15 protein-coding genes and 1 tRNA gene are annotated in these 13,041 nt (G+C 60.0%); 10 read left to right on the top strand and 6 right to left on the bottom strand.

Annotated elements, in window-relative coordinates:
* The 5 genes from L598_RS21320 to L598_RS00425 all read left to right on the top strand — a co-directional run.
* A partial coding sequence (locus tag L598_RS21320) for a translocation/assembly module TamB domain-containing protein (protein WP_186444887.1) occupies positions 1–211 on the top strand: 211 nt, incomplete at its 5' end.
* 244 nt (positions 212–455) lie between these two features.
* Complete coding sequence (locus L598_RS00440; RefSeq protein ID WP_246658562.1) at positions 456–776, top strand: hypothetical protein; 321 nt, start codon at positions 456–458, stop codon at positions 774–776.
* 30 nt (positions 777–806) lie between these two features.
* A complete protein-coding gene (locus tag L598_RS00435; protein WP_144858959.1) occupies positions 807–1,367 on the top strand; it encodes a GNAT family protein in 561 nt (186 codons plus the stop codon).
* A gap of 83 nt (positions 1,368–1,450) precedes the next feature.
* Positions 1,451–2,308, top strand: coding sequence for a sulfotransferase family 2 domain-containing protein (locus tag L598_RS00430; RefSeq protein WP_144858957.1), 858 nt, complete (start codon positions 1,451–1,453; stop codon positions 2,306–2,308).
* Positions 2,248–3,330 (top strand): glycosyltransferase family 4 protein, encoded by a 1,083-nt coding sequence (locus tag L598_RS00425; protein WP_144858951.1) that lies wholly within the window; start codon positions 2,248–2,250, stop codon positions 3,328–3,330. Before L598_RS00430 ends, L598_RS00425 begins: the two co-directional genes overlap by 61 nt.
* A gap of 129 nt (positions 3,331–3,459) precedes the next feature.
* Here L598_RS00425 and L598_RS00420 read toward each other — a convergent pair.
* A tRNA-Lys gene (locus L598_RS00420) sits at positions 3,460–3,535 on the bottom strand.
* A gap of 207 nt (positions 3,536–3,742) precedes the next feature.
* Complete coding sequence (locus L598_RS00415) at positions 3,743–4,660, bottom strand: PhzF family phenazine biosynthesis protein (protein ID WP_144858949.1); 918 nt, start codon at positions 4,658–4,660, stop codon at positions 3,743–3,745.
* A 119-nt stretch (positions 4,661–4,779) separates the two neighbouring features.
* Here L598_RS00415 and L598_RS00410 point away from each other — a divergent pair, with 119 nt between their 5' ends.
* The 3 genes from L598_RS00410 to L598_RS00400 are packed head-to-tail and all read left to right on the top strand — an operon-like array spanning position 4,780 to position 8,008.
* Positions 4,780–6,099 carry an efflux RND transporter periplasmic adaptor subunit gene (locus L598_RS00410; protein ID WP_144858947.1) on the top strand — a complete coding sequence of 440 codons (1,320 nt, stop codon included), beginning with the start codon at positions 4,780–4,782 and terminating at the stop codon, positions 6,097–6,099.
* Positions 6,096–6,800 (top strand): ABC transporter ATP-binding protein, encoded by a 705-nt coding sequence (locus L598_RS00405; protein ID WP_144858945.1) that lies wholly within the window; start codon positions 6,096–6,098, stop codon positions 6,798–6,800. The genes L598_RS00410 and L598_RS00405 overlap by 4 nt, the downstream gene beginning before the upstream one ends.
* A complete protein-coding gene (locus L598_RS00400) occupies positions 6,800–8,008 on the top strand; it encodes an ABC transporter permease (RefSeq protein WP_144858943.1) in 1,209 nt (402 codons plus the stop codon). The genes L598_RS00405 and L598_RS00400 overlap by 1 nt, the downstream gene beginning before the upstream one ends.
* 4 nt (positions 8,009–8,012) lie before the next feature.
* On the opposite strand, the gene L598_RS00395 is transcribed toward L598_RS00400, so the two are convergent.
* Both L598_RS00395 and L598_RS00390 read right to left on the bottom strand, forming a co-directional pair.
* Positions 8,013–8,738: a hypothetical protein gene (locus L598_RS00395; protein WP_144858941.1), complete on the bottom strand. Its 726-nt coding sequence runs from the start codon at positions 8,736–8,738 to the stop codon at positions 8,013–8,015.
* 14 nt (positions 8,739–8,752) lie between these two features.
* The gene (locus tag L598_RS00390) at positions 8,753–9,865 is read right to left on the bottom strand and encodes an endonuclease/exonuclease/phosphatase family protein (protein WP_144858939.1); all 1,113 of its coding nucleotides are present in this window, start codon (positions 9,863–9,865) and stop codon (positions 8,753–8,755) included.
* Between the two features lie 160 nt (positions 9,866–10,025).
* Between L598_RS00390 and L598_RS00385 the strand changes: the two genes are divergently transcribed.
* Positions 10,026–10,493 (top strand): BA14K family protein, encoded by a 468-nt coding sequence (locus L598_RS00385; protein WP_144858937.1) that lies wholly within the window; start codon positions 10,026–10,028, stop codon positions 10,491–10,493.
* Positions 10,494–10,604: 111 nt separating this feature from the next.
* Here the strand turns inward: L598_RS00385 and ilvC are convergent, their stop codons facing one another.
* Both ilvC and L598_RS00375 read right to left on the bottom strand, forming a co-directional pair.
* Positions 10,605–11,624, bottom strand: a complete 1,020-nt coding sequence (gene ilvC / locus L598_RS00380; protein ID WP_144858934.1) for a ketol-acid reductoisomerase — start codon at positions 11,622–11,624, stop codon at positions 10,605–10,607.
* 77 nt (positions 11,625–11,701) lie between these two features.
* A complete protein-coding gene (locus L598_RS00375) occupies positions 11,702–12,367 on the bottom strand; it encodes a TetR/AcrR family transcriptional regulator (RefSeq protein WP_144858932.1) in 666 nt (221 codons plus the stop codon).
* A gap of 241 nt (positions 12,368–12,608) precedes the next feature.
* Here L598_RS00375 and L598_RS00370 point away from each other — a divergent pair, with 241 nt between their 5' ends.
* Positions 12,609–13,040 carry a DUF1772 domain-containing protein gene (locus L598_RS00370; protein WP_186444896.1) on the top strand — a complete coding sequence of 144 codons (432 nt, stop codon included), beginning with the start codon at positions 12,609–12,611 and terminating at the stop codon, positions 13,038–13,040.
* Position 13,041: the final 1 nt, after the last annotated feature.

Genomic DNA, 13,041 nt, shown 5'->3' with positions numbered 1-13,041 from the left:
CCTAGACATCGTATCCGACGAGGAAGGCAATACCGCCGTCCGTGCCGGCCGTTATATCCAGGACAATATCTATCTCGGTGTCGAGGCAGGTTCTCAGGGCACGACCCGGGGCACGATCAATCTCGACATCACCGAGAGCCTGAAAGCGCGCGGGGCGGTCGGTTCCGATGGCGATTCCAGCCTCGGCATCTTCTATGAAAGAGATTACTGACCGCGCCGCGGCAAAAAAAAGCCGGTCTCTAGGACCGGCCAACGACACGCAAGTTGTGGGGTTGGGGGGCGTGGGGGAGTGCGTGTCGTCAGCACAATAATTCCTCAACATGACAATGGTTCCCTCTCCCGCAAAAAATTTTTTACATCCGATCCCGCCCCCTCTCCCAGCATTCAATCGCCGGGAACCTGGAGCTTTTGCAAAAGTTTCTCCTTTTCAAACTCAGCAGTTTGGAGACACGTCCGTGAAGATTTTCCGGCTCATGCCCGACGCGCCGCCATCCGATCCCGGCTGGGACATCGCGCCCTCTCTCGGCGAAATCACCGTGCGGGCCGAATCTCCGGCAGATGCCCGGATCGTCGCCGCCGAGGCCGAAGTGGACTTCCCCGATGTGGATGCCCTGCCGGGGGACGGCGTAACCACTTCCTTCGCTAGTGCCGTCAGAGACGAGAAATTGTATCGTGTCGAGGAGGATACCAGCGGAAGGTTTCCAGCCGAGGGCAAGCGCGCCGTGCTTGAGGGTTTGACGGAACCTCAAGAAATCATCAAACCGCAGGAATACTGATGATTTCGGGGCGAAGGAGGCTGCAACCTCGTGGGCATCAAAATCGAAACTTCGCGCCTTACGCTCCGTCCTTGGGGGGAAGAAGACATCGAACAGCTCATGCTGGGTTTGAACGATCTCGAGATCGCAAAGTGGCTGGCTTTCGTCCCTCACCCCTATTCAGCGTCAGACGCCCAAAATTGGATCAAGAGATGTCAGGAGATCTCGAGAGCAAGCGGTCGGCCCACGGCGCACGAATTTGCGGTTGAGCTCACAGATGAGCGACGGGTCATCGGAGGGGTCAGTCTCAATAAGATAGACTGGAAGGCCACAACGGGCGGTGGAGGAATCTGGATAGCGAACCAGTATCAGGGACGCGGCTACGGACGCGAAGCGTTTGAGGCGAAGATCCGATTCGCTTTTTATGAATTAGGCCTGACAAAATTGATCAACGGTTACTTCGACGGCAACGAAAAGTCTTGGGCAATGCAGCGCAAATTGGGGTATCGACGCGTAGGCGAAATTACTGGCCGCTGCATGGCTGACGGAAGGCAAACGATCGAACATGTAACGACGTTGCTGCGCAGTGATTGGGAGGATCGGGAGGACTAACGTCCGACGAGCCCGATTGCGCGGGATGCCTTGCTGGGCTAGGTGACGAGCCTGCAAAATTGGCCGGATAGAACCGAGGCCGATTGTATTACCGTCTGTGTCATTGCCAACCACCACACCCCGCTCCCATGGCCTCATTTACGGCAGATTCTTGTATGACGCAGTTATCCGCAATGGACCGCGCACGCATTTCGTTGGCGAAACTTCGTCAGAGCATCCCTTTCCTGAAGACAGGTGTCGACCCGCTGGTGCTCGTATTTCCTCACTATCGCGTCGCCTACATCCCCATACCGAAGGCCGCGAATTCCTCTGTCAAAGCTGCCCTGCTGCCGCTTATTGGTCTAGATCCATCGGGCATCGACGACATTCAGGCTTTTCGCGGATTCAGGAAAATCCCCTATAGCCGGTTCGCTTCCATGAGGACCGGGGACTGGTATGTGTTCTCTGTCGTACGCGATCCATTTTCGCGTTACGCCTCGGCCTATCTCGACAAGGTGGTGACGCGCGAGATCGTGCTGCGGGGTTTCAGGCGAATGGGCATCAGGAAAGGCGACAGTTTCCAGCGATTCATGTCATTGCAGACGGAATGGCCACAAAAGGCCCTAAATCCTCACGTCATAGCGCAGTCGACCATGCTCGAAGACGCGCTTCGCGATGGTTTGAATGTTTTCAAGCTGGAGGATCTGCCTGGCCATTGGACAAGCATCGCCGATGAGATCAGGTCACGTTCGGGGATTGAGATCGGAACACTGGAACAGCGCAACAGAGGAAAATCGAAAATACCCTGGCAGTCACTCTACGATGCCGAGACGATCGCCTTGGCCAGGCATCTCGGAGCAGCCGATTTTGCCATGTTTCAATATGAAGCGGATCGCATGGGATGCCCGTCTACTCAGGCATTTCCCATGACTCCAGATTACCGGATCACAGCAAACCCATGATTTATCTTGCATCAGGATCGAGACGCACATTGCTAGCGCGAATATTCACCGACAGTGCAGCCCACGATCTGTCGGCTTTTCGGATAGATGGTTTCGAAGTGAGGCCTACACCCGGCATGGCGTATCAGCCCTGCGATCTGGCGATTGTCTACGGCATGCCCAATCCGCTTCTTGGAAGAAAACGCGGTTCCATACGGCAAAGCGTCCACGAAAATCACAAAGGGCCGCTTCTCGTGGTCGAAAGCAGCATCCTTGGCCGCGTCTTCCTGCCGCCGAAAGGTCAGTTCCTGCAGCGCTTGGTCGGCGCATACCGCAAACCGGAGCAGAAAAACCCATTCTATCGCCTGGCGTTGAATGCGGCCTTCGGACCAACGGCAGACTTCGCAAACAAGAATAGTCCTTCCGACCGATGGGAGCGTCTTGGCATCACCATTGAGCCATATAGAAAGGCCGGTGATCATGTTCTTCTCATTGGCCAGACGCCGAACGACGCGTCGCTCCGCGGCATCGACATCGTGGATTGGCTGATCGATACGGCAAGACGGATCCGGAAGTTATCGGCCAGGCCGATTCTCGTTCGATTCCATCCCGGCATGGGTGATGACAATGCCATCAAGGCGAAAAACAGGCTCCGGAAAATCGCAGACGTTCATGTAACGCCGCGCGATCAGACATTGGCGGAAAACCTCAAGGACGCCTGGGTATCTGTTTCTCTATCTTCGGGCGCGGCAATTGAATCCCTTATTGCGGGCGTTCCCGCAATAACCCTCTCGCCGGACAGTCTGGCCTACGGCATCACGCCGCATGATCTGAAGGTTATCGAAAACCCTCCCACACCCAAACGCGAACAATTCCTCTACGATCTGGCATATGCGCAATGGTCCCCCGAGGAATATGCGGATGGAACCGCGTGGCGGCATATGGAGTCGGCGGTTTTAAGCAGAATGGAAACCTGCTTTGCGTCGACCCACGGAACACCGTTGGAGATTGCCCAAAGCGCTTTTACCGGCAGTGCTGCCTAGACGGACAGGAACATCCATAGAGCATAAAAGCTCACGTGAGCCGTAAGTCGGCTCATATGCGTCTCATGTTCCCATTCCGTTCCACTCATCACTAAACAAAAAACCCCTTGCATTGAAAGGGGTTGGCGGTGGTGGGTGATGTAGGGATCGAACCTACGACCCGCTGATTAAGAGTCAGCTGCTCTACCAACTGAGCTAATCACCCGCCGGGCCGGCAACTGCCGGAAGGCAGCGCAGGTGGGCGCGTCTATAACCTCTCAATTTCGTGCTGTCCAGCCCGCCTTGCATCGGAAAACGACAAACGGATGACAAAGCTTCGGCGCCGGGCGCGCAACCGTCCTTTCCCCCTTAAAGGAGATTTGGCGGAAGCAGAAAGACAGAAAGGCCGCTTTCCAACTCGCTTGGTAAGGCCTCACGCGAAGAACTGCCCCTCGGCCACCATTACCGCATGGCCGCCGATCCGTCCGGTCTCGATCCCTCCTCCCTCGACGTCGAGTTCGAGACGGATGCGCGATGGGCGCCCCATCTCCATCCCCTGCTCTATCCAGAAGCGGTTCGGACCGTCGACTGGTTCGTCGAAACGCATGATCGCTCCGGCGAAGGCGGCGGCGGCCGAGCCCGTCGCCGGATCCTCTATGATCCCGGAAAGAGGCGCGAACATGCGGGCGTGGAAGGAACAGTCGTGGTTGACGGTTTCCCGGCAATAGACATACGGATCGCCCCAGACCCCGTCTTCGATAGGCGCCAAGCCGCGCCACATATCGGCATTGGCGCGTGCCTTCGCCGCAACTCCCAGATCGGCGACGGGCACGCACACATATGGAACGCCGGCCGACCAGGCCGAGATCGTATGATTTTCGAAACCGATTTCGTGATGCGCAAGCCCCAAGGCCGCTGCCACCGCCTCGGGCGCGGCATTGACGGGTATCTCCTGCGGCAAACGCGGCAGGTCGAATTCGGCGAAGGCAACCCCATTGCCGGCGCTAACCACGCAGCGGACCGGCCCGACATTCTCCTCCAGAACCAGGATCGAGGTGCGCTCGTCCCTGCCCTCTTCCCTGGCGCGCTCGGCCAGCGCAATGGCCGCTCCAACGGTCGGATGGCCGGCAAAAGGCAGTTCGTGGGCTGGTGTGAAGATGCCGAGCCGGGCGGTATGGATCGAGTTTTCCGCCGGCTTCACGAAGACGGTTTCAGACAGATTGAATTCGCGCGCAATGCGCTGCATGCCGGCTTTATCAAGCCCATCCGCATCGAACACAACCGCTAGCGGATTGCCGGCCAGAACCTTGTCGGTGAACACGTCATAAACGCGATAATGCCGACTTTTCATAGCGCCTCAGATCCCGATCCCGGCAAAACATGGCGGAAATTTAATTTGTCTTTTCCGCTGATTGGCACGATCTGTTCCTTATAGGGACTCGGAAAGCGCGGAAAAAGGGGGTCCCCGCTATGGACCAGATCGTCAATCGGCCTGAAGCGGAGACGCCGGACGGCATCAAGTCGGCGCTCGGCCTCGATACGCAAAGCGGCCGCAAGCGTGGCCGGCGTGGAATTTATCTTCTTGCAATTCTAGTCGTCGCGGCGGCTGCGATTGCCGTTTATCTGCGCCTTTCCGGCGGTGCGGCAGAGACAGTCTACACCACGACGACCGTCGAACGCGGTTCGATGACGGTGCAGGTCTCGGCGACGGGCACCCTGCAGCCACGGACCCAGGTGGATATCTCCAGCGAGCTTTCCGGCGTCATCCGCAGCGTTCCGGTCGAGGAAAACCAGCGCGTCGCAAAGGGCGATGTGCTGGCCGAGCTTGACACGACGCGCCTTGCCGCACAGGTCGAGCGGGCCGAAGCCTCGGTCAAGGCCGCGGCGGCTAATGTCAACGAGGCAAAGGTCACGCTTGCCGAAACCAGCCGCGCGCTCGCTCGGTCCGAGCAGCTCGCTTCTCGCGGCATGATCGCCGACCAGGCCCTGGAGACCGCAAGAGCGGCCCGCGACCGCGCTGCCAGCGCCGTCGAGACCGCCGAGGCCAATCTCGCGGTGGCGGAAGCCGATCTCAAGTTGCAGCAGGCCGACCTCGTCAAGAGCAAGATCTACGCCCCCGTGGACGGCATCGTGCTTTCGCGCGATGCCGATCCCGGCCAGACGGTCGCATCCTCCTTCCAGGCGCCAATCCTGTTCGTGATCGCGGAAGACCTGACGCGCATGGAACTCGTCGCGGCGATCGACGAGGCCGATATCGGCACGGTGGCCAAGGGTCAGGATGCGGAATTCACCGTGGATGCCTTTCCTGGACGCCGCTTCGAGGCCGCCATCAGCGATATTTCCTATGCTTCGACTGCTACCGAGGGCGTCGTTACCTACGAGGCACGGCTGGCTGTGGACAACGAGGATCTCCTGCTTAGGCCTGGTATGACCGCGACCGTCTCAATCGTTACACGTCATGCCGAGAATGTTCTTCTCGTGCCCAATGAAGCTTTCCGCTACAGCCCACCAGCGGCTGAGGAAAGCCGCAGCTTCGGCATCAGCAATCTGTTTACCGGCCGTTTCGGCGGCAGGCGCGGCTGGCGCGGCAATTCTGGCCAGCGGGAAAATGCTTCCGACGGCATGCGGACGCTTTACGTGCTGCGCGAGGGTCAGCCGGAGGCGGTTCGCGTCAAGACAGGCGCCAGCGACGGCATGGAGACGGAAATCCTCTCCGGCCTCGAGGAAGGCGACCGCATCATCACCGCATCAGCTTCGCGCAACGCAACAGCCTCGGTTCGCAGGCCATGAGATCCGGCATGCTGATCAGCTTCGAGAAGGTCTGGAAGACCTACGGGCGCGGCGAAGCGCGCGTCGATGCGCTGGCCGGAGTGGATTTCACCATCGATCGCGGCGAATTCGTCGCCATCATGGGTCCGTCCGGTTCGGGCAAGTCCACCGCAATGAACATCATTGGCTGCCTAGATACGCCAACCAGCGGGCGCTATGGCTTTCTCGGCGTGGATGCGGGCCGGCTCGACCGGGGCCGCAGGGCGATCCTGCGCAATCTTTATATCGGTTTCGTCTTTCAAGGCTACAATCTCCTGCCACGCACGACGGCGGTGGAGAATGTCGAACTGCCGCTGATCTATCGCGGTGTGCAGGCGCGCGAGCGCCGCGAGCTTGCCATGCGTGCCCTCGCCCAGGTCGGCCTTGCCGGCCGCGAACACCATACGCCGGCCGAGCTCTCCGGTGGCCAACAGCAGCGCGTCGCGATCGCGCGCGCCATCGTTTCCACGCCTACCCTGCTTGTCGCCGACGAACCCACCGGCAATCTTGACACACAGCGCAGCCACGAGATCATGGATCTGCTGACCGGCCTCAACCGCGACATCGGGCTCAGTATCGTCATGGTCACCCACGAGCCTGATATCGCGGCCTATGCGGATCGCACCATCGGCTTCCTCGACGGCCATATCGCCTATGACCAAGCCAAGGCGGAGGCTGCCTGATGCTGCTGGAAACCATCAAGCTCGCAATACGTTCGGTGCGGCGCAACGCGCTGCGCTCCTTCCTCACCCTGCTCGGCATCGTCATCGGCGTGGCCGCCGTCATTGCCATGATCACCATCGGCAACGGCACCACCGCCAAGGTGAAGGCCGATATCGCCAAGCTCGGCAGCAACCTGCTCGTAGTGCGCGCCGGTGATGGCGGCAGGCCTGGCGGACCGCGCTCGGTGGACCGCCCGCTGGAGGAGAAGGAAGTACGCGCGCTGGAACGCGGATTGACGAATGTGACGGCCGTTTCCGCTGCGTCCCAGCAGACGGTTCGCGTCGTCTACGGCACGGCCAGCATGCCGGTCTCCGTTACGGGTGCTGACACACAGTTCCTGGATGCACGCAACTGGGCGGTCGCCGAGGGACGATCTTACAATGAGCAGGAGGTCAATGGCGGTGCCGGGGTCTGCCTGATAGGCACCACGGTACGCAACGAATTCTTCGGCGGCGGCGAGTTTCTCGGAGACCGCATTCGTGTCGGCCGGCTGAGCTGCCAGGTCATCGGTCTGCTCGAATCCAAGGGCTTCTCCGGCTTCGGTCAGGACCAGGACAATGTGGTCTTCATGCCGCTGACCACATTCCAGCGCCGCATTTCCGGCAATCGCGATATCGAGACCATCTATGTTTCGGCCGCCGAAGGCGCCTCCACTTCGGCCGTGCAGGCGGATATCGAGCAGATTATGCGCGAATCCCGCAATATCGCGCCGGGGCGGGAGGATGATTTCAACGTCCGCGACATGACTCAGATCGCCGATACCATGGCGAGCACGACGACCGTTATGACCGGCATGTTGGGGGCGCTGGCGGGCGTCAGCCTCCTGGTGGGCGGCATCGGCATCATGAACATCATGCTGGTCTCGGTGACGGAGCGCACGCGCGAGATTGGCATCCGGCTCGCCATCGGCGCGCATGAGAAGCACATATTGATCCAGTTCCTGGTGGAAGCCACTGTGCTTTCGCTCCTCGGCGGCATCATCGGCATCCTCCTCGGCCTGTCGATTGCCGTGGCAGCGACCTATTCCCTCGCGATCCCGTTCAGTCCGAGCATCTCCATCATCATGCTGGCGGTCGGCTTCTCGGCTCTGATCGGCATGGTCTTCGGCTTCTTCCCAGCCCTGCGCGGCGCACGCCTCGACCCGATAGAGGCCCTGCGCCACGAATAGCGGATCACAGCCGAGGCGGATTGGCGAAATGCCACTCGATCAGCGGTGGCATGTGCGGCGCGATCCGTTTCGGCATGGTCTCGGCGCTGCGGATGATGACGGGTTCCTCGATCTCCGGATCGGGATCCCGGGCGATGTGGGCCCGCACCTTTTCGGCAGCCGCTTCGGCGCTTTCATCAAGAAAGAAGCGACGGAACACGACCGTGCCGTCTTCCCGCGACAGGGCCTGCAATCGCCTTTCAGCGGCCATGGCCGATAGATCGAAACCCGTTTCCTCCAAGACTTCGCGGGTCATGTTGTGGTCGAAATCGGCACGGCCGTCCTTGAAATCGACCGCCGGCTCGAAGGAACCAGCCGCGAAATAGACCTTGCCGGCATTGGCGGTGTGGCCGCCCATGCGGATCGCCAGCAGCGCGCCATCCCCCGTCACGAGCATGGCATGGGCATAGATGTGTCGGGCCGTCGCTACGGGCCTCAGCCTCCTCCACAGAAGGAAGGTGGCGAAACGCACCTCATGACAACGTCCTTCGAACCGGCGCTGCCTGTAGGAGAGTTGCGAAAGCAGCACCACCCGACCATCGAACAGGGCGGGATTGGCGGCACTTTCATAGCGCCAGTGCTCCTCGATCGCCGCCAAATTCTCGTTTTCGAAGGGATGCGGCAACGGATCGAGCCGGAGATCGAAATGGTCGACCGGCAGGATCGTATCATTCTGGACGTCAAAGCTCATTCGGAAGCCATTCTTCAGGCAATATCGAGGGAAATGGCGACCGGGCAATGGTCGGATGCCTTCGGGCGATCCCAACCGACGCGCGGGAAGCGCTCGACCTCCTGCCCCGGCGGAAACACCGTCCGCCACGGCTGCCCGTTGCGGACGATATCCGGCACCGCCTGTGAATTGCGTTCTGCCAGCGAAGGTGAAAGGAGGATGTAGTCGAGTTGGCAGAGATGCCGCTCTTGCGGTCCGCGCGTGTGATACAGTGTCCAGCGGTCCATTTCCGGCCGCCGCTCGACAACGTTTTCCGAGAACCCGCCATCGGTCAGGACATTGACGCAGGACTGCGTCTCGCGCVCCGGCTTGAAGTGGTAGCCGTTATGCGCATCGCCTTCGATGATCACGCGCTCGCGATAGTCGTTCAGATCGCCGCAGATCGCCCAGCGCTTTCCGGCCGTGTGGTCTTTGCCGAACCGGTCCTCGATGATTCGCCGCACCGCCGCGGCCTCCGCCATACGCACAGGCATCGAGGCATCACGACCGTTGAGACCGTTGCGCGGTGGGCCCATGGATTTGAAATGCACGCCGTAAAGCGTCAGCGGCCTACCGGCGATCCTGATATCGATCTCCATGCAATCGCGCCGGAAGATGCGGTCATTGGGGTTCATCCGGAGGGCGGCAAGTTCGGGCGTGAAAAGTCCAAAATCCTCGAATGTCACATGCGCATGGCTCGTCATGCGGACGAATTCGATCGGCTGGCCGTGCGCCGTATGCTCGCGCATCATCACCGCCACGTCGATGCCGCGCGAATCATTGCCCGAGGTCGAGAATTTTTCCCGATAGCCGCTGCCAATCATCTTGAAGAGATAGCCGTATTCAAAGGCTTTCAGCGCGGCGAGATTGTCGACTTCCTGCAGGCACAGTATGTCGGCACGGGTCGCGGCGATCGCCAGGGCCGTGAGCTGACGCATATCGTCTGCATGGGCAATAGCACGAGCCCTTTCCAGTTCGCGATATTCAGCCTCGTTGGCAATCTCGAACAGACTGAGCGTCCGGTCCTGATAGAGCTCGTTGCGAAAACCGGAGAAATCGAACCGGTTCATCAGGTTTTCGACGTTGAAGGTGGCGATCCGGACGGACATGGCCCGTACTTTGCTTACAAAAGCTTTCAATACAAGCCGCCGCGAACGCGATTTCTGTTGTCTTGGGCAATGTTCATCCTGTGTTCAGGATCAAAAGCCCATGCTGCATGAAAGGCGAATTGCGGGCTTGGACTCGAGGAAGGGACCCCTGGAGGACAGGATGCAAAAGCGACTATCGAACCTTACCCTTTCGGGCCTGGTCGCGTTGGGATTGCTGGCGGGAAGCTTGGTGCCCGCATCCGCGGCCGTCATCAATACGAGCAGCGCCATTGCAAGTGCTGCCGAAGGAACGGCACGGGCCGGCGGCAGCAGCGCCTATGCCGGCGATACCCGCGCTGATGTGGTGCAGGTGCGTGACCGGCGCCATTGGCGTCGTCATCATCATCGATACCACAGGCATCGTCATTATCGCCCCCGCACGGGCATCTATCTTCACTTCGGCTCACCGGGTTATTATGGGCCGCCGCCCTATTATGCGCGGCCACGCTATGTGCCGCGCCGCGCCTATCGGGCTTCGGGGGCGCATGTGGAATGGTGCTATGCCCGCTACCGGTCCTACCGGGCCCGGGACAATACCTACCAGCCTTATCACGGCCCTCGCCGGCAGTGCATCTCGCCGTATTACTGAACCGCCAGGCAACAGCAGCAGAAAGGAAACGGCGCGGAAATTCCGCGCCGTTTCCTTTAGGACTGCCCGCATCGCGTAAGCGCGCAAGCAAGAACAAGCCGTGGCTTTAGGCTAGTTCTTTTCCTTGTCCACCAGCTTGTTCTTGGAGATCCACGGCATCATGCCGCGCAGCTTCTCGCCGACTTCCTCGATCTGATGCGAATCGTTGAGGCGCCGCGTCGCCTTGAAGCGGGCGAGCCCGGAACGGTATTCCTGCATCCATTCGGAGGTGAACCTGCCGGTCTGGATATCGTTGAGCACCCGCTTCATCTCGGCCTTGGTCTCGGCCGTGATGATACGCGGGCCGGAGACATATTCGCCCCATTCGGCCGTGTTCGAGATCGAGTAGTTCATATTGGCGATGCCGCCCTCATAGATGAGGTCGACGATAAGCTTCACCTCGTGCAGGCACTCGAAATAGGCCATCTCAGGGGCGTAGCCTGCTTCGACCAGCGTCTCGAAACCAGCACGGATGAGCTCGACCAGACCGCCACACAGCACCACCTGCTCGCCGAAAAGATCGGTCTCGCATTCTTCCTTGAAATTGGTCTCGATAATGCCCGAGCGGCCGCCGCCGATGGCGCAGGCATAGGAAAGGCCGAGGTCGAGCGCATTGCCGGAAGCGTCATGGTGGACGGCGACAAGGCACGGCACGCCGCCGCCCTTCTGGTATTCGCCACGCACGGTATGGCCCGGACCTTTCGGCGCGACCATGATCACGTCCACCGTCTTCTTCGGCTCGATGAGGCCGAAATGGACATTCAGTCCGTGGGCGAAGGCGATCGCCGCACCGTCACGGATATTGGGCGCAATCTCGTTATTGTAGATGTCGGCCTGTAGTTCGTCAGGGGTTGCCATCATCATGAGGTCCGCCCACTTTGCGACCTCGGCGACGCTCATCACCTTGAGCCCATCGGCTTCGGCCTTCTTGGCCGTGGCAGAGCCCTGACGCAAGGCGATCGCAATCTCCTTGACGCCGGAATCCTTCAGGTTCAGCGCATGAGCGCGCCCCTGGCTGCCATAGCCGATGACAGCGACCTTCTTGCCCTTGATGAGATTGAGATCGGCGTCGCGATCGTAATAAACACGCATTTCCCGTTTCCTTCCTTTCGATTGAACCTCGATTTCCCTGATTGTCCCTCCGGCTCCGCCGCCTTGGCCGTCGCTCGTCACAAGGCCCGGATTCTCGGCTCGGTGGCCGGTGGCTTCGCGCCATGGAGAGAGAGGAACTGGCTCGTTGCCCAGCTTGCTTCCTGCCTGATCGTGGCAGCGGTCATCTTCATGTCGTCGCCGAGCAGCAGGCGGATTTGCACGTCGCGGCCGACAAGGCCGAAGAAGGTGCGGAACGTCTCCTCCGCGTCTTCAAAGGCCAGAAGACCGGCCTTGCGGCCTGCCTCGAGCACCGGTTTAAGGCGCTCCCCGATGGCGAAACGTCCATTGGCGAGAACGATCCGGCCGAGATTGCTCTTGCCGGAACCCGCATGAGCGACCGCCACGCGGTTCAGCGCGATCGAAGTCTCCGATGAGATTACCTCCAGCCAGGCAATAGCGAAGCTTTCAAGGCTCTCGCGCAATGCCGCGACGTCGAGATGCTGGCTGTCATAAGTGCCGGCGCGCACCTTTGACGCCTGCCACTGGACGGTCGCCGTCAATACTCCGTCACGATCCCCGAACCACCTGTAGAGAGTTTCCTTGGAGCAACGCGCCCTGCGCGCGACAGATGTCATGGTGAGCCGATCGCCCTCCTCCACCATCTGACGGAGCACGGCATCGAGCACGTCGCGCTGCCGTTGGGTGAGCGTCTCACCTGCATCGATGTCGTTGACTTCCTGCATCGTTCCGAGCTCTTCACCAATCGTACCGTACGTTACGGTTCGGTTTCTATGCAGGAGAGTCCAGCCGATTTCAATATGGATTCGGGAGTGCTGTATGGTTTTGTTGCAGGTGACGCGGAGAAGCCACCGGCCGAGTCGGTTCGGCTCAAGGTTAACGTCATCAGCATTCAGGAAGCGGCACAAAAAGCGACCGCGATGCCCTATAGTGAGCAGGTCGTCTCATATTCGAGGTGCCGCCATGATTTTCGGTCTTCTCGCACTGATAACAGCAGCCTTCTTCTCGGGTGCTGCTGTCTATATCAATGTCGCCGAGCAGCCGGCCCGGCTTCTGCTGGATGACAGGTCGCAGCTTGCGGAATGGAAGCGCGCATACAAACGCGGCTTTGCGATGCAGGCGCCTCTTGCGGTGATCAGCTTTCTTCTCGGTATGATCGCCTGGTGGCAAACCGGCGTCTTTGCCTTCGCCGTAAGCGCGCTCCTGATGATTGCCAACTGGCCCTGGACGCTGATCGGGATGATGCCGACCAACAACGCCTTGCAGGCAACAGACCTCGAGGACGCAAATCCGGATAGCCGGGCGCTGGTCGAAAAATGGGGCGGCCTGCATGCGGTCCGTTCCGCCTTCGGGCTGACCGCCACCCTCGCCTTCCTTATTGCTTGCTCGTCGGCCTAAG

The organism is Mesorhizobium sp. J18, assembly GCF_007829525.1.
Lineage (GTDB): Bacteria > Pseudomonadota > Alphaproteobacteria > Rhizobiales > Rhizobiaceae > VLJP01.
Note: the sequence above shows the minus strand (reverse complement) of the source record. Positions and strands in the feature narration are given on the sequence as shown.